This window comes from Pseudomonas allii (assembly GCF_055380095.1).
Genome location: NZ_AP039450.1, coordinates 3,756,019 through 3,776,659, shown reverse-complemented (window position 1 = coordinate 3,776,659; position 20,641 = coordinate 3,756,019). Strand labels below are relative to the sequence as shown.

The following is a 20,641-nucleotide window of genomic DNA, read 5'->3' as shown; positions in this document are numbered from 1 at the left end:
CAGGCAGAAGCCAGATGCGCTTGTTTTCTTAATTTTCCGATCTTGGCGAGTCGTAGTAGTTTTTTAAACATATCAATAAGACCTGCATAAACTTTCTCTGATTAATTACGGGTGCGCTGAAATAGGTTGCCATGCTTTTGAAAATCGCATCAAAATTGTCATTGATGGCTAAGAAATGTGTGATTGAGGCAATGAACCACTCCTGCTCACTCCTCGTATAATCGAGAAATTCTGGTTTGGTTAACTCGTCAAAAAGATCTGCAAGTTCTTTTTCATTATTTACGTCTTTTGATGCAATTAGTTCCTCTCGCTCTAAGTCGTCAGTGTTTTCAATGTCGTAAGTGAACAGTAGTCCACGGATTATTGACATGCTAGGCTTGTTTTTCATTTTAGTCATTTCTCCGTGTATGCAGTTTTTGGGTGGCCTTGGTTGTTTAATATCACCCTTGCTTTACGTTGTTGGCTATATTCCATTCCCTCTCTTGAGTATCCTTCGCCAACAATTTTTCCCATATCCATTGGTTCTAATGATGCAGCGTGTCCGTTTCGTCTAAAAATAAGCTGGGCTCTGTATATCGAGTTTAACTGATCCCTATGGCTGAGATAATGTGTTGCAGCGGGTGGGTATTTAGGTTCCCCTGTGTTTGGCCCCGATGTGTAGCGCTCAATAGTTCCTGTCGTCGGGTTTCTTGCGGTATTTAATCGTTCGAGCTGAGACTCAAGTGTCGTCTGTGCGCCGTGCTTTTCCAGGAAATGTGCTCCCGGTGTTGCCTTCTCAAGCTCGTCCAAACGCCTATAGGCGTTCGCTTCAGCAAGCTCATCAATTCTTGCCTGACGCTCAGCACGCGTCAGTTGCGGCAAAGCGGGCTCACTGTTATTTACGCTTGGCGCAGAGCCTTGAGAAATAGTGCCTTGCTTGCAATCATCTCCGCCAGGACATGAGCTCAGCCCTAACGGGTCTACCCACCCGGTAGGGTTTGGCACGTACTGGTACGCATTGATCCCACCCGCCAGCTTCACCGGATCCGGCGTCAGGTAGCGACCAATATCCGGATTGTAGTAGCGATGGCGGTTGTAGTGCAGCCCGCTTTCCTGATCGAAGTACTGGCCCTGAAAGCGCAGTGGATTGTCGACTTTTCCGACGTCGAGTCGGCTGATTTCACCATATGCGCGGTAATGCGCCGACCAGACGATTTCTCCATCTGGGGCGGTGAGTTCCTGCGGGGTGCCGAGGTGGTCGAGTTGGTAGTGGTAGGGCTTGGTTTCCTTTGGACCAAAACCTTCCAACAGGGCCAGCGGACGAAAGCTGTCCGGTTCGTAGAGATAGCTGCGGTGCCGATCCTGGTGGTGTTCGGCGATGAGCTTGTCGCCTTGCCAGAAGAACTCAGTGGTGATGCCGTCGACGGTTTTGCTGATGCGCCGCCCAAAAGGGTCGTAGCGGTAGCTGGCAGTTTGGCCGTCAGGTCGGGTGATGCCGATCAGCCGGTGCTGGCAGTCGTAGCGGTATTCGGTGACGAGTGCATGGCCTTTGCCGCGTCGTTCGCGAATCAGGTTGCCGAAGGCGTCATAGTCGTAATGATGGTCGCCCTGGATCATCAGGCGGTTGCCGGCGACGATGTCGGGGCCGGGGCGGTTGTGCATGAGCAGGTTGCCGGCGGGGTCGTGGCCGAAGCGTTCCTGCTCGTCTTGGGAGTGGTCGGCGCGGGTGAGGCGGTTGAGTGGGTCGTAGTGGTAGCGGTGTTCGCCCTTGCGGGTGTCGAGCAGGCGGGTGAGGTTGCCGGATTTGTCGTAGTCGTAGTGGCGTCTGTACACCGGGCCTTCGGCGTCATTGATGCTCTGGTTGAACAAGCGTCCCTGGTGGTCGTGTTGGTAGTGGCTGAGCAGTTGGCCTTGTTGGCGTTGCTGTTCGCGGCCAGCGGTGAACAGGTGTGAGGTGAGTACTGCGCCGTTCAGTTCGACGGTGGCGAGGTGGCCGCCTTTGTCGTGAGTTAAGGTGAGGCGGTTGTTGTCCGGCAGGCGCAGGTTTTGCAGTTGGCCACAGGCGTCGTAGCCGTAGCGCAGGGTGCCCCAGCCTTGGTGTTCGGCGGTGAGGCGGTTTTGGCTGTCGTAGTCGTAGGCCAGGGACCAGTGGCCGTCTTCGACGCCTAAGAGATTGCCCTGGCGGTCGTAGGTGTAATCGACGGTATTGCCATCGGGCAGGGTTTTTCTGACGAGGCGTCCGGCGTAATCGCGCTGGTAACGGGTAACCAACTGACTGCCGTCATCACCGTGTTCGGTCTTTTCCGAAAGGTTGCCATTAAGGTCGTAAACGTAAGCCGTGCGCTGGCCGTCAAACCCGGTTTCCTGCTGGATCAGGCCGTTGCTGTGGTACTGGAGCCGGTAGGTCTCGCCCACCTCGTTTTCGATTTCGGTCAGCAGTAAACGCGCGTTGTCGTAGCGGTAGTTGACCTGGCTGCCATCGGCATTGATGCGGCGGCTGATCAGGTGCAGGTCGTCGGCGTATTCGTAGCGGGTGACGTGGTCCAGTTCATCGCGTTCGGAAGTGATTTTTCCGTAAGCGTTGTAGGTATATTTACGCGTATCACCGCTCGGCAAGACGACTTGGACTAGTCGCCCAACGTCGTTCCAACCAAATTGTGTGAGCGCTCCGTGCTCATCTTCTTGGGATGTTTTTCGCCCAAGGTCGTCATAGCGATAACGCTTGATCCCGCCATTCGGCAACTGCTCCTCAAGCAACTGCCCCCGCTCATTCCACACCAGTCGCTGGCAGCTGTGATCCGGATACCAAACCCCAACCAACTGTCCGTATTTGTTGTAGCTGTAATCGGTAACGTGACCGTCAGGATCGATCTTGCGCGTTACATCGCCCTGGTCATTGCGCTCATACTTCCAAACCGCCTGACCCCGCCTTACAACCCGTACGAACCCGTTGTCATGCTCGTAGGTCGTCGGCTCATCGTCCCCCGAAAACAACGCCACCAAGCGCCCGGCTTCGTCGTACTGATACGCCGTGATCGCCCCGAGCGGGTCCTGCTCAACCGTCAGCCGGCCTTGGTCATCGTAGGATTTGAAATGCTCGGCCCCGTCCGGATCCACCCGCTGCACCAGCCGCGCCCGCTGGTCATGCACGTAGACTTCCTGGCTGCCATCGGCGTTAAACACCGTGACCTGGCCGTTGTCATCCCAGGCATAGCGCGTGTCCATCTGCGAGAAACTGGCCCAATGCCGGACACACCGCGCCGCCTTGCCAGACCTTTCCCACTCCCAGAAGAAACTCGCCCCACCGGCCAAGCCACGTTCAAGAATGACGTGCTGTTCGTCGTACCGATAAACCTCGCGTTCGCCGACCGCATTGGTCGCTGAAACCAGTCGTCCCAGGTCGTCATAGGCGTAGGAAACAACCGTCTGCTCCGTCACCCAAACAAACGGCCCGTCATCCACAACGCGATGAATCTGGTAATCCACCGCCACGATGCGGCCCGACGCGTAGCGCAACCACAGCGAGCGCCCGACGCCGTTATCCACCCGCTCAACACGCCCCAGAAAATCCCGGGAAATGCGCAGGCGGTTGTCATACGCGTCGCTGATCGCTGTCAGCACACCGTCGCGGAAGTGGTAGAAACGTGACGCTTGAGCCAGCACCAACTCATCAGGCAACGAGCCCAAATAGATCGCCGCTTCGGCCAGGCTATTGGTGATCGCAGGTCGAGAGGCCGTAGGCAAGGGCAGGGTGGTGGAGCGGTTTTCATGATCGGTCCAAATAACCGAATCACCCTCAACCACCAGCCGATGCGCCAGCGAGTGACTCCAGCCAAACCCCAACCCGCAATCCATTTCCACGGCACTGGTGCGGTACAGCCGGGTCCACTCAAACGGCAGAATCCCGTCCAGCGTTCCATCGGTGAGGGTCAGGAGTTCCTCGCCGGTAACCATCGACACCGGGCAGCCGTTGGTGGTGGTCTTGTCCGAAGATGCCGCCGCATCCCCATTGGGATTGCGAGCAGAGGCCGGCACATCATCCACAGGCTCCTGCCGCACCAGCACCGTCCGCTGCGTGGCCTTATCCCGAACCACCGGCACCGCGTTGGCAACCACCTGATCCCCAGCCTTCAACGGCGCATCCGGAATCGTCTTGATCGTCGTCGCCTGGCTACTGAGCAATATCGGCTTGGCCACCTGCGTGTGATCATCCGCACGAAATTTCCCGAACTGCCCAGCCATGTGCTCAAGCCATTTGCGCGCACGTTGAGACTTGATGCTGCCCAGTACCTTGGTACTGATGCGTACCGCCATCCCCATACCTGCCGTGGCAAGGCACAGCAGCAAATTGATCAATACTTCAGCGCTGATTTCCCCCAGCAGTTCATTCATATAAGGCGGCGGCAACATCCGCATCCAACTGACCATTGCCGACAGATAAATGAACAGCAACGGCTCATCACTCAGCACCAGCAGGCCCTTTGCGATGCTTTCGGTGCCAAGCTTCAAGAGCTTTTCGAATTCTGCCTGGGTCAGGTAATGCAGCAGCTTTTCGGCGTGCTTCAGTGGGGCCAGAAACCACTGAAGCATCTGCTTGATGTTGTCCCAGAGTGAATACAACGCCCCACTAAACCCGCGTGCGTAGGCTTGGTGCAGCGAGAGGTAGCGCTTGAGAAAATTGGCTTCGGAATAACCCTTCCACAAGGCGGCGAAGGTGGTGGCCCATTCACGGCGCAGCCAGCCTTCCAGCGGTTCGATAACCGACTGATAAGAGGCGTACAGCGCCTTGAAGTGCGCCTTGGAAACGTTGGGATAGAAACTGACCCGGTACTGCTGGTTGCGATCACATTCCTTGATTTCGAGAATGCCGCTGGGTCCGATGGTTTTATGGATGGGCTCCCCGAGCGGGCCACCTTTCGGATCAATGCGCTGCACCATCACGGGCGTATCGCCGATGGGTACGAATCGAGAACTCTGGAACATATGCACCAGGGTCAGCGTGCCGTCTGGCCGGCAGTTTGCAGTTGTGGTGCTGGGAAACAGGGAGCGGTTGATCGGCGCGACCAGCGCCACTTCATCCCCCACCTTGAAGACCTGTTCGATCTCCAGCGCCGAAAAGCTGAAAAAGCTCGAAGCCCAGGCGTCGTAGTGATTGAGGCAGCGCTTGAAGTCGCTGATAACGGATTCGACGTCTCGCGTCTTTGAATCCAGGATGGCCAGTACCAAATAGCCAATGGTTTGGCTGGTCACTTCGATCATGAAATAGCCCCATCCACCGGAGCCAAAATCCATACCGCCATTTGCAATCCCTCGCACTGTGTAGTCAGGCGAGGGACTTTGCGGACGTTTGCAGGGCAAGGGAGTAGCGCTAATCCGGCGGTTATGTGGGACGGTTCGACAACGCTTGTCCGCTATCGCGCGACTAGTGGCTATTGTCAGAAATTTCCCACAGGAGTACAAATGTACTCCATGACGACTCTAACCCCCCGCCGTACCGCCATCCTGACCTTTATCCGCGACCGCATCGCGCAGCAAGGCCAGCCCCCGAGCCTCGCCGAGATCGCCGAGGCGTTCGGTTTTGCCTCGCGCAGCGTGGCGCGCAAGCATGTGCTGGCGCTGACCGAAGCCGGGTATATCGAGGTCAACCCCCACCAGGCCCGTGGCATTCGTTTGCTCAACCAGCCGGCGCGCCCGGAATGGCTGGATGTGCCGGTGCTCGGTCGCGTGGCCGCCGGTTTGCCCATCGGCGCCGATGCCGAAGTGCACAGCCGCCTGCAACTGGACCCGTCGACCTTCGCGAAAACCCCGGACTACCTGTTGCGGGTGCAGGGCGATTCGATGATCGAGGACGGCATTCTCGACGGTGACCTGGTCGGCGTACGCCGCAGTGCCGAGGCCTTGAACGGGCAGATCGTGGTGGCGCGCCTGGACGGTGAAGTGACCATCAAGCGTTTCGAGCGCAATGGCGACAGCGTGCGGCTGTTGCCGCGCAACCCCGCGTATCAACCCATCGTGGTGGGGCCTGACCAGGACCTGGCCATCGAAGGGGTGTTCTGCGGTTTGGTGAGGCAAGGCTGATGGGCGCCGTGGTTGCGCTGGACACGCTGTTCAATGGCGGGCGTGTCTGGAAGGGCCGGCCCGCCGCGCCGCCGTCCAGTGTGCATCCCACCGGGCTGGCGGCCCTGGACGCGGTGCTGCCCACGGGCGGCTGGCCGGAGGCGGCCTTGAGTGAAATCCTCATGGCCAAGGAAGGTGTGGGCGAGTTGCAACTGGTGCTGCCGACCCTGGCGCGCTTGTCGAAGGCAGGGGAGCGCATTGTGTTGGTGGCGCCTCCGTATACACCGTACCCCCATGCCTGGCAGAACGCCGGGGTGGACCTGCGCCTGCTCTCGGTGATCCAGGCCGAGGAACGCGATGCCCTGTGGGCGGTGGAGCAATGCCTGCGTTCCGGCAGTTGCGGGGCGGTGCTGTGCTGGCCGCGCAAGGCCGATGACCGGGCGCTGCGGCGCCTGCAAGTGGCGGCGGAAACCGGGCAGACCCTGGCGTTTGCCTGGCGCGCCTTGAGTGAGTCGGTTAACTCATCGCCCGCGGCGTTACGCCTGGCCGTGGAGGCCAAGCCCGCGCAGGTAAGGGTGCTCAAGTGCCGGGGCGGGCTGGCCCATCCGACGCCGATTGCCCTGGCGGGGCACTGAGGTTGTCATGCGCTGGGTGTGTATTGTCTTCCCGCAATTGGCGCTGGACGGGGTGCAGCGTGTGCACCCCGAACCGGACCAACCCTTGGCCCTGCTGGCCGGCACGCCACAGCGGCGCGTGCTGCAAACCGTCAATGACGCCGCCCGCGCCCTGGGCCTGCGCCCCGGTCAATCCCTGACAGCGGCGCATGCCCTGACCAAAACCTTTGCCAGCGTCGAATACGACCCCGCCGAGATCGAGCGCCATCAACAGTTCCTGGCTGCCTGGGCCTACCAGTTCAGTTCCCAGGTCAGCCTGTATTACCCGCGTGCCTTGTTGTTCGAGATTGAATCGAGCCTGGGCCTGTTTGGGCCGTGGCCGCGGTTCGAAGCACGCTTACGCAAAGAATTGACCGAACTGGGTTTTCGTCACCGCATCGTCGCTGCGCCCAACCCGGCGGCGGCGCGGGTGCTGGCGAATTTCTACGATGGTTTGGCGGTGCAGGATCACGGCTTGCTACAGGCCCTGGCGCCGCTGCCCATCGATCGCGCCGGCCTCGACCCGCAGGCCGCCACGGCGTTGTCGCGCATGGGCCTGCGCCGCCTGGCCCAGGTGCAAGCGCTGCCTCGGCACACCTTGGCGCGACGCTTTGATGCCGACCTGCTCAAGCACCTGGACGCATTGACCGGGCAGCGCCCATTGGCCTTGGCGTTCTATCAGCCCCCGGACCGATTCGACGTGCGCATCGAGCTGAATTTCGACGTGCAGTCCCATCAGGCGCTGCTGTTTCCTTTACGACGCTTGACGGGCGATCTGTCGGCCTTCCTGTGTGGCCGCGACAGTGGCGTGCAGCGCTTTGACTTGCACTTGGAACACGCCCAGGCGCCGGACACGGTGATCAAGGTCGGCCTGCTCAGCGCCGAGCGCGAACCGGCGATGCTGTTTGAATTGGCCCGGGGTCGCCTGGAGCAGGTACAGGTCACCTCACCGGTACGCGGTTTCCGCCTGGTCGCCCAGGATTTGCCGGTGTTCGTGCCGCAGCGCCAGGACCTGTTCGACGACCGCCCGCAACAGACCTTGCCGTGGGAACAATTGCGCGAACGTCTGCGCGCCCGTCTCGGCGATGAGGCCGTGCAGGGCTTGCGCTTCCACGCCGACCATCGCCCCGAATGCGCCTGGCAAGCGGCGAGCGACAAAAACCTCTGCCCGACCTTGCACAAGGTGCAACGCCCCGGTTGGTTGCTGAGCGAACCTACGCTATTGGCCGAACACGGCGTGAATATCCTCATGGGGCCGGAACGCATCGAGTCGGGCTGGTGGGACGGCGCCGATATCCGCCGCGACTACTACCTGATCCAGACCCGCGCCGGCCAGCAAGGCTGGGCCTTTCGTAACGTCGGGCAAAGCGATGGGTTGTGGCTGCAAGGCTGGTTTGCATGAATTACGCCGAGCTGCACTGCCTGTCCAACTTCAGCTTCCAGCGCGGTGCGTCGAGTGCGCTGGAACTGTTCGAACGGGCCAAGCGCCAAGGCTACAGCGCCCTGGCGATCACTGACGAATGCACCCTGGCGGGCATCGTGCGGGCCTGGCAGGCGGCGAAGGCGGTGGAATTGCCGCTGATAATCGGCAGCGAGATGCGCCTAGAGAACGGCCCGAAACTGGTGCTGCTGGTGGAAGACCTCAGCGGTTACCAGCACCTGTGCCGCTTGATCACCGTGGCCCGGCGGCGCGCGGAAAAGGGCCGCTATCGCCTGTTGCAGGAGGACTTCGAGCAACCGCTGCCCGGCCTGCTGGCACTGTGGGTTGCCGAGGACGGCGACACCCAGGCCTCGATCCAGTGGCTGCGCCGCACCTTCGCCGGGCGCCTGTGGCTGGCGGTGCACCTGCACTGCGGCCAGGACGATGCGCGCCACCTGGAGCAACGCCTGAACCTGGCCGCCAGCCTGCACATCCCGGCGGTGGCCTGTGGCGATGTGCACATGCATGCGCGTGGCCGCCGCGCCCTGCAAGACACCATGACCGCCATCCGCCATCACGTGCCGGTGGCCGAAGCGGGCACGCGCCTGCACCCCAATGGCGAGCGGCACCTGCGCAGCCTCGATGCCCTGGCCGCGCTGTACCCGCACGCCCTGCTCGATGAAACCCAGGCGATTGCCCGCCGTTGCACCTTCGACCTCAGCCAGTTGCGCTATCACTACCCGCGTGAACTGGTGCCCAGCGGCCACGACGCCGAATCCTGGCTGCGTGCCGTGACCGAAGCGGGCATCGCCCAGCGCTGGCCGCAGGGGGTCGACGCCAAGACCTTGCAGCAGATCCATGACGAACTGACGCTCATCAGCGAGCTGGGCTACGAAAGCTATTTCCTCACGGTGCATGACATTGTGCAGTTCGCCCGCAGCCGTTCGATCCTGTGCCAGGGCCGCGGCTCGGCGGCCAACTCGGCGGTATGTTTTGCCTTGGGCATCACCGAGATCGACCCGAGCCTGACGAGTCTGTTGTTCGAACGTTTCCTGTCCAGGGAGCGCAACGAGCCGCCGGACATCGACGTGGACTTCGAACATGAGCGCCGCGAAGAAGTGCTGCAGTACGTATTCCAGCGCTACGGCCGCACCCGCGCGGCGCTGACCGCGGTGGTCAGCAGTTACCACGCCGCTGGCGCGGTGCGCGATGTGGCCAAGGCCCTCGGGCTGCCGCCGGACCAGATCAACGCCCTGGCCGACTGCTGTGGGCGCTGGAGCGACGATGCCCCGCCGCTGGAGCGCCTGCGCGAAGGCGGCTTCGATCCCGACAGCCCGCTGTTGCGCCGGGTGCTCACGCTCACCCAGCAATTGATCGGCTTCCCTCGGCACCTGTCCCAGCACCCTGGCGGCTTCGTGATTTCCGAATACCCGCTGGACACCCTGGTGCCGGTGGAAAACGCCGCCATGGCCGAGCGCACCATCATCCAGTGGGACAAGGACGACCTCGACGCGGTGGGCTTGCTCAAGGTGGATATCCTGGCCTTGGGCATGCTCAGTGCGATCCGGCGTTGCTTCGACTTGCTGCGCCGTCACCGCAACCGCGACCTGGCCTTGGCGACGATCCCCAAGGACGACCCGGCCACCTACGCAATGATCAGCAAGGCCGACACCATCGGCGTGTTCCAGATCGAGTCGCGGGCGCAGATGTCGATGTTGCCAAGGCTCAGGCCGCAGAAGTTCTATGACCTGGTGATCGAGGTCGCCATCGTGCGACCCGGGCCGATCCAGGGTGGCATGGTGCACCCGTACCTGCGGCGGCGGAACAAGGAGGAGGAGACCACCTATCCTTCGCCGGAGCTTAAAACCGTTCTGGAACGCACCCTGGGCATTCCGTTGTTCCAGGAGCAAGTGATGCAGATCGCCATGGTCGCCGCCGACTACAGCCCCGGCGAGGCCGACCAGTTGCGCCGCTCCATGGCCGCCTGGAAACGCCACGGTGGCCTGGAGCCGCACCAGCAGCGCCTGCGCACCGGCATGCTGAAAAACGGTTACACCGAAGCCTTTGCCGCGCAGATCTTCGAGCAGATCAAAGGCTTTGGCAGCTATGGCTTCCCTGAGTCGCACGCGGCCAGTTTCGCCTTGCTGACCTACGCCAGTTGCTGGCTCAAGTGCCATGAACCGGCGGCGTTTGCCTGTGCGCTGATCAACAGTTGGCCCATGGGCTTCTACAGCCCGGACCAGATCCTGCAGGACGCACGGCGCCATCGCTTGCAGATCCGGCCGGTGGATGTGCAGGCCAGCGATTGGGATTGCAGCCTGGAGCCCATCGACGGCGCGCAGCCGGCGATTCGCATGGGCTTGCGCATGATCTCCGGGTTTCGCGAAGAAGATGGGCGACGGATCGAAGCCGCGCGCCTGCGACGGGCGTTCAGCGACATTGCCGACCTGGACGAGCGCGCCGGGCTGGATGCACGTGCCCAGGCCTTGTTGGCGGATGCCGGGGCCTTGCGCGCCCTGGCTGACAACCGGCACACGGCGCGCTGGGCGGTGGCCGGCGTGCACAAGCAACTGGGGCTGTTTGCCGGCCTGCCGAGCCCGGATGAGGCGGCGGTCGAGTTGCCGGCACCGACCGTGGGTGAAGACCTGCAGGCTGACTATGCCACTGTGGGCACGACCCTGGGGCCGCACCCTCTGGCGTTGCTGCGGGATGAATTGCGCAAGCGCCGCTGTCGCAGCTCCCATGAACTGATGACGGTGGAGCACGGCCGTAATGTCAGCGTCGCGGGGCTGGTGACCGGTCGACAGCGCCCGGGGACTGCCAGCGGTGTGACCTTTGTCACCCTGGAAGATGAATTCGGCAACCTCAATGTGGTGGTCTGGCGTGACTTGGCCGAGCGTCAACGCCAGGCGCTGGTGGGCTCGCGGCTGTTGAAGGTGGACGGGCGCTGGGAAGCGGTGGGCGAGGTGCGGCACTTGATCGCCGGGCGCCTGACCGACCTGACGCCCTTGTTGGAAGGGATCAATGTGCGCAGTCGGGATTTTCACTGAGTCCCGTGGTTTCTGCTGTAATCACTTCTGATGCAGATGAGGTGAAACCATCCGGGTTTGCAGCGCTCCAAAACTTGCCGATGTTCTCTTAGCGCACAGAGCCAACCGATGCAATTCTTATCCAACCCCCACGGCTGCGAAGGCTGGGCCGGTGAAATGGCCCAGCGGATCCGCGCATTCGATTGGTCGGGCACCGACCTGGGCCCCATTGACCGCTGGTCCACCAGCCTGGCGTGTACCGTACAGATGATGCTGGCTTCGCCCGTGCCGATGGTGATGTTGTGGGGACGCCTGGGGCACATGATCTATAACGACAGCTACTCGGCCTTTGCCGGTGGCCGTCACCCCTACCTGCTGGGCACACCGGTGGAACTCGGCTGGCCGGAAGTGGCCGACTTCAATCGGCATGTGATGGACACCTGCCTGGCCGGCGGCACCCTGTCATTCAACAACAAGGACCTGGTGCTGTTGCGCAACGGCCAGCCTGAAACCGTGTGGCTGGACCTCTACTACAGCCCGGTGGCCGGCGACGATCAACAACCGGCTGGCGTGCTGGCGATTGTGGTGGAGACCACCGAACTGGTGAAGTCCGAACAGGTGCGCCAGGAACTCACGCACAACCTCGAACAACGGGTGGCCGCCGAGGTGCAGGCGCGCTCCGCGGCCGAGGACCAGTTGCGCCAGTCGCAGAAACTCGAAGCCATCGGCGGCCTCACCGGCGGCGTGGCCCACGACTTCAATAACCTGCTGCAAGTGATCGCCGGCAACCTGCACCTGCTGGCCCGCCAGGAACCGAACAACGCCCAGGTGCAGCGGCGTGTCACCGCCGCCATTGCGGCGGTGGAGCGTGGGGCCAAGCTGTCGTCGCAACTGCTGGCGTTCGCCCGGCGTCAACCGCTGTCGCCGGCGGTGTATAACCCGCAACGCATTTACGCCGGGCTTGGCGAATTGCTGCAACGAGCGTTGGGCGAAACCATCCATATTGATGTGCAGATGCCCCAGGACGCCTGGTTTATCAACGTCGACCGCAACCAGCTGGAAAACGCGCTGCTCAACCTGGCAATCAATGCCCGCGATGCCATGAAGGGCGAGGGGGTGATCCGCATCTCCGGCGAAAACATCATCCTCAACCCGGACGATTGCGCGGGCAAAAGCATCAAGCCCGGCGAGTATGTGCGCCTGGAGGTGGCCGATACCGGCGTCGGCATGTCCGAGACCACCCTCAAGCGTGCCTTTGAACCCTTCTTCACCACCAAGCGTGAAGGCCATGGCACCGGCCTGGGCCTGAGCATGGTGTTCGGCTTTGTGCGCCAGAGTGGCGGGCATGTGGAAATGTGGAGCGAGGAGGGCAAGGGCTCGGTGGTGCAGATGTATTTCCCCCACAGCCTGGAACCGGAAAGCCTCGATGTGCATATGGACCAGGTGCAGCACAGCGGCGGACAGGAAACCATCCTGGTGGTCGAGGACAATGAAGGTGTGCGCCTGACTGTCGTGGAGCTGCTCGAACAGTCCGGCTACACCGTACTTACCGCCGAAGACGGTGACCAGGCCATGTCGAAACTGCAGGCAGGCTCGCCACCGGACCTGATCTTCACCGATGTGGTCATGCCCGGCCGCGTCAAAAGCACCGACCTGGCCGACTGGGCCCGCCAGCAGACGCCTGCGGTGCCGGTGCTGTTCACCTCCGGCCACACCCGTGACATTCTCTCCAGCAATCACTTGCTGAGCCCCGATATTCATCTGCTGAGCAAACCCTACAGCCCCGAAGCGCTGACGCAACGGGTGCGCAGCGTGCTCACCGCCCGACAAGGTTGTCCATGACTTCAACGCGCAATATTCCCTCTATCACTGCCCAACCCTCGGGCTTTGTCCGCGTGCGCGGCGCCCGCGAACACAACCTGCGCAACGTCGATGTGGATATCCCCCGCGATGCCCTGGTGGTGTTCACCGGGGTGTCGGGTTCCGGCAAATCGTCCCTGGCGTTTTCCACGGTGTATGCCGAGGCCCAGCGTCGCTATTTCGAGTCGGTGGCGCCCTATGCACGGCGGTTGATCGACCAGGTCGGCGTGCCGGACGTGGACAGCATCGAAGGCCTGCCGCCTGCCGTGGCCCTGCAACAGCAGCGCGGCACGCCGAGTGCGCGCTCGTCGGTGGGCAGCGTGACCACGTTGTCGAGTTTGATCCGCATGCTGTACTCCCGCGCCGGCAGTTATCCGAAGGGGCAGGCGATGCTGTACGCCGAAGACTTTTCGCCGAACCTGCCCCAGGGCGCGTGCCCGCAGTGCCATGGCCTGGGGCGTGTGTATGAAGTGACCGAGGCGCTGATGGTGCCCGATCCTTCCCTGACCATTCGCCAGCGTGCGGTGGCGTCCTGGCCGTTGGCGTGGCAGGGGCAGAACCAGCGGGACATCCTGGTGACCCTGGGCTATGACGTGGACATCCCCTGGCGCGACCTGCCGAAAAAGCAGCGCGACTGGATCCTGTTTACCGAAGAGACCCCCACCGTCCCGGTGTACGCCGGCTTCACCCCGGAACAGACCCGCGATGCGTTGAAGCGCAAACTGGAGCCGAGCTACCAGGGCACCTTCATCGGCGCACGGCGCTACATCCTGCACACCTTCAGCCACACCCAGAGCGCACTGATGAAAAAGCGCGTGTCGCAGTTCATGCAGGGCAGCCCCTGCCCGTTGTGCGACGGCAAGCGCCTGACCCAGGCGGCGCTGTCGGTGAAGTTTGCCGGGGTGGACATCGGCGAGTTGTCGCAACTGTCGTTGACGCAGTTGGCCGAGTTGCTGCGACCGGTGGCGGCGGGGCAGGACAAGATGAAGTTGTCGGTGGAGAAACGCCTGGCCGCGCAGCGCATCGCCCAGGACTTGCTGGAGCGGGTCAGTACCTTGACCGAACTGGGCCTGGGCTACCTGTCCCTGGAGCGCAGCACGCCGACCCTGTCGTCCGGCGAGTTGCAGCGACTGCGCCTGGCAACGCAATTGGGCTCGCAGTTGTTTGGTGTGATCTACGTGCTGGACGAGCCCTCGGCAGGCCTGCACCCGGCGGATGGCGAGGCGTTGTTCACCGCCCTCGACCGCTTGAAGGTGGCAGGCAATTCATTGTTTGTGGTGGAGCATGACCTGGAAACCATGCGCCGCGCCGACTGGCTGATCGACGTCGGCCCGGCGGCCGGTGAACAGGGCGGGCAGGTGCTGTACAGCGGTCCGCCGGCAGGGCTGGCGCAGGTGGCGGCGTCGCAGACCCGTGAGTACCTGTTCGCCGAAAAGCGCGTGTCGACTCAGGTGCGCCGTGAACCCAGCGGCTGGCTGCAACTGGAGGGCGTGACGCGTAATAATCTCAAGGGTTTGAACGTGGATTTCCCACTGGGCTGCTTCACGGCGGTCACCGGGATTTCCGGCTCGGGCAAGTCCAGCCTGGTCAGCCAGGCACTGCTGGAACTGGTGGGCGCCGGCCTTGGGCGTGTGGTGGAACACGACGAAGAGCCGAGCCTGGAAGACGACGCCCCGCAAACCAGCGGCGGTCACATCCGCGCCGGGCTGGAGCATATCCGCCGCCTGGTGCAGGTCGACCAGAAACCCATCGGGCGTACCCCGCGCTCCAACCTGGCGACCTACACCGGGCTGTTCGACAACGTGCGCAAGCTGTTCGCGGCCACCCCGGCGGCGAAGAAGCGGCATTACGATGCCGGGCAGTTCTCCTTCAATGTCGCCAAGGGCCGTTGCCCGAATTGTGAAGGCGAGGGCTTTGTCAGCGTTGAACTGCTGTTCATGCCCAGCGTGTACGCGCCATGCCCGACGTGCCACGGCGCGCGCTACAACCCCGAGACCCTGGCGATCAAATGGCAAGGCTTGAGCATCGCCGAGGTGCTGGGGCTCACGGTGGCACAGGCGGTGGAGGTGTTTGCCGAGCAGCCAGCGGTGTTGCGTTCGCTGCAGGTGCTACGGGATATCGGCCTGGGTTACCTGCGCCTGGGGCAACCGGCGACCGAATTGTCCGGTGGCGAAGCGCAGCGCATCAAACTGGCGACCGAGCTGCAACGCAATGCGCGGGGCGCGACCTTGTATGTGCTGGACGAACCCACCACCGGGCTGCATCCACGGGATGTGGACCGCCTGCTCAACCAGTTGAACCAACTGGTGGACGCGGGGCATACGGTGGTCGTGGTGGAGCATGAAATGCGCGTGGTGGCGCAGAGTGACTGGGTGATCGATATCGGGCCGGGGGCGGGGGATCTGGGCGGGAAAGTGGTGGCCAGTGGGACGCCGCAGAAGGTTGCCAAAAGCAAGGCCAGCCGGACTGCGCCATTCCTGGCCAAAGAACTGAACTAAAAGCGGAAACTTGTGGGAGGGGGCTTGCCCCCGATGACAGTGTGTCAGTCAACTGATATGCGACTGACACACCGCTATCGGGGGCAAGTCGAACCGTCGCACCGCCCCTCTCACATTTCGATCACTGTTGAGTCAGTTGGATCTGCGCTTTCGCCTGCTTCACCACATTCTCTACGGTAAACCCGAACCTCTCCTGCAACTGTGCCAACGGCGCCGACGCACCAAAGCTGTTCATCACCACCTTGGCACCGGTTTGCCCCACATACCGGTCCCAGCCAAGGGGACCCGCCTGTTCCACCACGACCCTGGCCTTCACCGCCGGCGGCAACACGCTGTCGCGGTAGGCCTGGTCCTGGTCCTCGAACAACTCCCAGCTGGGCATGGACACCACTTGCGCGGCAATCCCTTCTTCCTTCAACTGCTCATACGCCGCCACCGCCAGGCTGACTTCGCTGCCTGTCGCCAGCAGAATCACCTGGGGCGCATCCGCACCCGCCAACACGTAAGCGCCCTTGGCGGCCCCGGATGCCGGCGCGTACCGCGTACGATCCAGCGTCGGCAACGGTTGGCGCGACAGCACCACGCAACTCGGCCGATGGGTCTGTGCCAGCGCCACCTTCCACAGCTCGCGGGTTTCATTCGCGTCACCGGGGCGCAAGGTCAGCAGCCCCGGCGTTGCGCGCAACTGGGTCAGATGCTCGATCGGCTGGTGCGTTGGCCCATCTTCACCCACGCCAATCGAGTCGTGGGTAAACACGAACACCACCGGCAGTTCCATGATTGCCGACAGGCGGATCGGTGGCTTCATGTAGTCGCTGAACACCAGGAAGGTCGAGGTGTACGGCCGCAGGTAGGACAATGCCATGCCATTGGCGATGGCGCCCATGGCATGTTCACGAATGCCGAAGTGCAGGTTGCGCCCGCTGTAGTCCTCGGCGCTGAAACGCCCGGCGCCGTCGAAGGTGAGGTTGGTCTTGGTCGACGGTGACAGGTCGGCCGAGCCGCCCAGCAGCCAGGGGATCTGTTCGGCAAACGCATTCAGCACCTGGCCGCCGGCGGCACGACTGGCGATGCCCTTGGCGTCGGTATCGAAATCCGGTAGGTGTTTCTGCCAGTGCTCCGGCATTTCCCCGGCACGCATACGCCTCAATTCATCGGCCAATTCCGGCTCGTACTGTTCCAGCTGGGACAGGTGCTCGCTCCACTTTTCATACAGCGGCTCGCTGCGCTCAAGCAAAACATCACGCAATTGCGTGCGCACCTCATCGGGAACCAGGAAGCTGGAATCCTCGGGCCAGCCATAGGCTGCCTTGGTCAGGCGAATTTCCTCTTCGCCCAGGGGCTCGCCATGGGCGGCGGCCGTGTTGTGTTTGTGCGGGGAGCCGTAGCCGATCACGCTGTCGACCACAATCAGGGTGGGCGCGCCGCGGTTGCAATGGAACGCCTCCAAGGCATTGCTCAGGGCTTGCAAGTCGTTGGCATCGGTCACATGCAGGGTGTGCCACCCATACGCCTGGAAGCGCTTGATCACATCTTCGCTGAACGCCAGCTCAGTGTGGCCTTCGATGCTGATGGTGTTGTTGTCATAGATCCAGCACAGCTTGTCCAGTTTCAAATGCCCGGCCATGGACGCCGCTTCGCCGCTGATGCCCTCCATCATGTCGCCGTCGCCGCACAGGGTGTAGACGTTGTAGTCGAACAGGGTTTTTTCTTCGCGGTTGAAGCGCTTGGCCAGCCAACGCTCGGCCATCGCCATGCCGACGCTGTTGGCACAGCCCTGGCCGAGCGGGCCGGTGGTGGTCTCCACCCCAGTGGTCATACGGTATTCGGGGTGGCCGGGGGTTTTGGAGCCCGCTTGGCGAAACTGCTGGATATCGTCCAGGCTGACAGCGGCCTGGCCGGTGCGCTTGCCGTCGGCATCCAGTTCCACCACACCGGCCAGGTGCAGCAGCGAATACAGCAACATCGAGGCATGGCCGACGGACAGCACAAACCGATCACGGCTGGGCCAGTCGGGATGTTGCGGGTGATAACGCAGGAAACGACTCCACAGCGTATAACCCACCGGCGCCAGGCCCATGGGCGTGCCCGGATGGCCGGAATTGGCCTTTTGCACGGCATCCATGGCCAGGGTGCGGAGGGTGTTGATGCATTGGGTATCGACAGCGGTGGCAGCGTGCGTCATGAAACCGTTCTCCCTCGGGTGGCTATCTAGAGTGGAGGGCAAGGCGCGGTAAAGGTTTGATCCAAACGCCCGCGCCGCGACGAACGGGGCTGTATTGACCCTGAACATGACAAGACCCCTCGCAATGGTCTAGCTTCTAGGGCGTAAGCCATTGATCAACATGCGGAGGTACGCCATGCCAGTGAAACACGACCTGTATCAGGACTTGGGGTTGAGCAAGGAAGTCGTTCACGAACGCAGGGCGAGCGACAAACGCCTGGACTCGCTGCTCACGCAGTACGACGACGCTGACAAAGAGGTGCTGAAGGCGGAGTCGGCAAGTGCCAGCGACGAGGATGTGGAGAAGCTGAAGAAGAAACGCTTGTTGATCAAAGATGAGATTGTGGTGAAGTTGGGCTGATCACGATCGAGCCTCCTTGTAGGAGCAAGCGTGCTCCTACAAGGTTATGGACGTATTTTATCTACCCGGCTTTAGGCCTGTCACGGCGCATCTCCAGTAAACCGGGTTGATTCAAGCTTTTTGCTCTTTTTACGACGTTGTTGCCCACCTAGCAGTAAGGTAGTAATTGCAAAAAAGAGACCCATAAAACAGACGCCTGCAACAACAATCAACGTCGACGAGAAACCATATCTATCCAGCAGCCCGCCGAAGACAGTGTAGGAGATACCGATGATGATCGAATTGACTAGATTGGCGACGGAGAGGCAGGAGGCTCGAATGCGTGACTCTATGTTTTCATTGATGTAGGTCTCGTAGGCAGTTTCATAGATAGCGGGGAGTGACATGATTAAAATAAATACTGCGACTGAAGAGAGTGTTCCGGTATTCAAAGATAGGGTGAAGAGCAGTGCGGTGACAATGAGAGTGGTGGTGACGGCTATCACCCCAAGCGTGAATCTGGAGCAAATATATCCTGCAACCATAAACATGGCAGCCGATATGATTTCAACTGCGGCATAAATGCCGGCAATAACAGGTATTTCTAGACCCTGCCGGGAGAAGAATGGCTGGCCGTAGATGAAAAGAGGAATGGTTGAGAGTTCAAATAGAGCATATCCAACAAAGAGAGGTATCAGAAAAGCACCTCTGTTGGAGCTGAAAAATTTGATGAGTGAAGTAAAGCTACCCTCTGCGGTTGTCGTATTTAATTCATTTACGTTGTTGGGGGTTAGTGAAATAGGTGGAAGCTTGATTTCGGAGTTGAATACTACAATGATGGCTCCGATGAGTTTTGATGCCGCAAAAAAATATAGACTCCGTTCCAAGACAAGGTGTCTTGTATGACACCGCCAAGAAGCATGGACAAACTCAGCGATATCGCACCAACAGCACGGGCGCGTGACAATATTTTAGGATACTCATCAGCCCGATGTTCTGCCAGTAAGTTGTCATACAGCAATGCTCTGTCTGAACCAGACCCCATGGCAATGCTGGCACCGAATAGGCAGAATATGATTGCGAAGGGAATAAAAGACGAAAATAGCAAAAAACCAATCCCACTGACACACAAGCCTAAAAAGCTGATGATAAGCGTGCACTTGCGCCCATATCGATCTGCGAGTAAACCAGAGGGGATTTCCAGCGCGACTGAAGAAAAAAACAAGAATGATTGTAGGATACCTATCTCTCCCTGGGTGATACCGAGTTGCAGTAGGTAAAGTACAAATAAGCTTCTCTGGACGTCCAGGTTCATGAAGACAGACAAAACGTAATATAAGTTGTCGTTCTTGTTTTTGATAGGTTTAAGCATGCTTGTTGAGTGTCTGTTTTGGGGGCGGGAAGGAGGCTGATCATTCCTGAATGGCACTCAGTAGAAGCCATGTTGCCAGCATTGTGCAAATGTAGGACTTCCTAAATGCGTGTAGTATTTTTCTGTTGGGTTTAATGTGAGTTGTTCTTTGTGGTGTATTTTTGCATTGCACGCATGATAAGCGCAATGGGGCTTATGTCTGGAGTTTGGGAGCACATACGCGTCACCTTGTAATTACTATTTTTTTTGAGTCGCCAGTTCATAGATTATGAGCACTATCAGCACGCCTACCGTGAATGAGTACAGCAGCAACGCATTCATCGAGATCGGTTGCTTGTACACATACACAGCGATCAAAAACTGCGTGATGGGCAATACGAATTGAAATAAGGCTGCCTGGGAAAGCGGGATTCTGCCGATGGCGTAGGCAAACATTATCAAGGGCACGACCGATATTACGCCTGCCAGGGGAAGCAGCCACTGAGCCTGAGTTGACATGGGGTCTGGCCAGGCAAGGCTCCATCCAAGCAGCGCAACAGCGAGCACGATGGCGAGTGTTAAAAACAGAGTCTCGACGAACAAGCCCTCTACCGCATTCAACGGCGTGGCTTTTTTGATGCAGGTGTAACTCCCCCAAGTGACGGCGATCAGCACGTAAATCCAGTGGTTGAGCTCGCTGCTGGTTAGCGCCAGCAGCAAGGCTGCGGCCATGATAGTCAGCATTGAAACAGTCTGTGCAGGCCTGAGCTTCTCGCGGTAGAAAAAGACGCCCATCGTTATCGATAAAAACGGGGCAAACAAATAGCCGAAGCCACTTTCAAGCACATGGCCGTGCAGGGATGCCCATATGAAGGATCCCCAGTTAACGGCTACCAAAAAAGAAGCAGTGCAGTGCAGGCCTAAGGTGCGGATATTGAGCTTTACGAGGTGACGAAAGCCTTGGCCAAACCCAATGATCACAGCCAGTGCGAGCAGGGATAGCAGGACCCTGTAGGCAACCAGAACCTGGGGCGTGAGTTCGTTCAGCTCTCGCCAGTACAGCGACGATACCCCAAGGAGAATATTGGCAGCTAAGCCGCTGGAGGCCGCCAATAGATAGGTAAATGAAGGCTTGGTCATATCGGCCGCACGCAAGGGAATCTGCTGCAGCATCGTTGTTTTATTACGCAGTGAACAGGGAGGTTCTCCCCGTTCACATTTTTTCAGAAT

At 60.4% G+C, this 20,641-nt stretch carries 13 protein-coding genes; 7 read left to right on the top strand and 6 right to left on the bottom strand.

Annotated features, from left to right (window positions below):
• Window positions 1-28: 28 nt before the first annotated feature.
• Together ACZ445_RS16825 and ACZ445_RS16820 are read right to left on the bottom strand one after the other, a co-directional pair.
• Complete coding sequence (locus ACZ445_RS16825) at window positions 29-388, bottom strand: hypothetical protein (RefSeq protein WP_058427294.1); 360 nt, start codon at window positions 386-388, stop codon at window positions 29-31.
• A gap of 5 nt (window positions 389-393) precedes the next feature.
• Window positions 394-5,238 (bottom strand): RHS repeat-associated core domain-containing protein, encoded by a 4,845-nt coding sequence (locus ACZ445_RS16820; protein ID WP_464707309.1) that lies wholly within the window; start codon window positions 5,236-5,238, stop codon window positions 394-396.
• A gap of 201 nt (window positions 5,239-5,439) precedes the next feature.
• Here ACZ445_RS16820 and lexA point away from each other — a divergent pair, with 201 nt between their 5' ends.
• From lexA to uvrA, 6 genes are all read left to right on the top strand, one after another.
• Window positions 5,440-6,057, top strand: a complete 618-nt coding sequence (gene lexA / locus ACZ445_RS16815; RefSeq protein ID WP_464707308.1) for a transcriptional repressor LexA — start codon at window positions 5,440-5,442, stop codon at window positions 6,055-6,057.
• The gene (imuA, locus tag ACZ445_RS16810; RefSeq protein WP_458958828.1) at window positions 6,057-6,671 is read left to right on the top strand and encodes a translesion DNA synthesis-associated protein ImuA; all 615 of its coding nucleotides are present in this window, start codon (window positions 6,057-6,059) and stop codon (window positions 6,669-6,671) included. Before lexA ends, imuA begins: the two co-directional genes overlap by 1 nt.
• Window positions 6,672-6,678: 7 nt before the next feature.
• Window positions 6,679-8,091, top strand: coding sequence for a Y-family DNA polymerase (locus ACZ445_RS16805; RefSeq protein ID WP_464707307.1), 1,413 nt, complete (start codon window positions 6,679-6,681; stop codon window positions 8,089-8,091).
• Window positions 8,067-11,159, top strand: coding sequence for an error-prone DNA polymerase (locus tag ACZ445_RS16800; RefSeq protein ID WP_464707306.1), 3,093 nt, complete (start codon window positions 8,067-8,069; stop codon window positions 11,157-11,159). Before ACZ445_RS16805 ends, ACZ445_RS16800 begins: the two co-directional genes overlap by 25 nt.
• 108 nt (window positions 11,160-11,267) lie before the next feature.
• The gene (locus ACZ445_RS16795; RefSeq protein WP_464707305.1) at window positions 11,268-12,980 is read left to right on the top strand and encodes an ATP-binding protein; all 1,713 of its coding nucleotides are present in this window, start codon (window positions 11,268-11,270) and stop codon (window positions 12,978-12,980) included.
• Window positions 12,977-15,496 carry an excinuclease ABC subunit UvrA gene (gene uvrA / locus ACZ445_RS16790; RefSeq protein ID WP_464707304.1) on the top strand — a complete coding sequence of 840 codons (2,520 nt, stop codon included), beginning with the start codon at window positions 12,977-12,979 and terminating at the stop codon, window positions 15,494-15,496. Before ACZ445_RS16795 ends, uvrA begins: the two co-directional genes overlap by 4 nt.
• Before the next feature lie 121 nt (window positions 15,497-15,617).
• Here uvrA and tkt read toward each other — a convergent pair whose 3' ends face one another.
• On the bottom strand, window positions 15,618-17,681 hold the full coding sequence (gene tkt, locus ACZ445_RS16785) for a transketolase (protein ID WP_464707303.1): 2,064 nt from the start codon (window positions 17,679-17,681) through the stop codon (window positions 15,618-15,620).
• Between the two features lie 175 nt (window positions 17,682-17,856).
• Here tkt and ACZ445_RS16780 point away from each other — a divergent pair, with 175 nt between their 5' ends.
• The gene (locus tag ACZ445_RS16780; protein WP_071488022.1) at window positions 17,857-18,081 is read left to right on the top strand and encodes a DUF465 domain-containing protein; all 225 of its coding nucleotides are present in this window, start codon (window positions 17,857-17,859) and stop codon (window positions 18,079-18,081) included.
• Between the two features lie 80 nt (window positions 18,082-18,161).
• Here the strand turns inward: ACZ445_RS16780 and ACZ445_RS16775 are convergent, their stop codons facing one another.
• From ACZ445_RS16775 to ACZ445_RS16765, 3 genes are all read right to left on the bottom strand, one after another.
• Window positions 18,162-18,947: an MFS transporter gene (locus ACZ445_RS16775; protein WP_464707302.1), complete on the bottom strand. Its 786-nt coding sequence runs from the start codon at window positions 18,945-18,947 to the stop codon at window positions 18,162-18,164.
• On the bottom strand, window positions 18,890-19,375 hold the full coding sequence (locus ACZ445_RS16770) for an MFS transporter (protein ID WP_464707301.1): 486 nt from the start codon (window positions 19,373-19,375) through the stop codon (window positions 18,890-18,892). Before ACZ445_RS16770 ends, ACZ445_RS16775 begins: the two co-directional genes overlap by 58 nt.
• A gap of 294 nt (window positions 19,376-19,669) precedes the next feature.
• Entirely contained in the window at window positions 19,670-20,584 is a 915-nt protein-coding gene (locus tag ACZ445_RS16765; protein ID WP_058424192.1) for an EamA family transporter, read from the bottom strand.
• Between the last annotated feature and the right edge of the window lie 57 nt (window positions 20,585-20,641).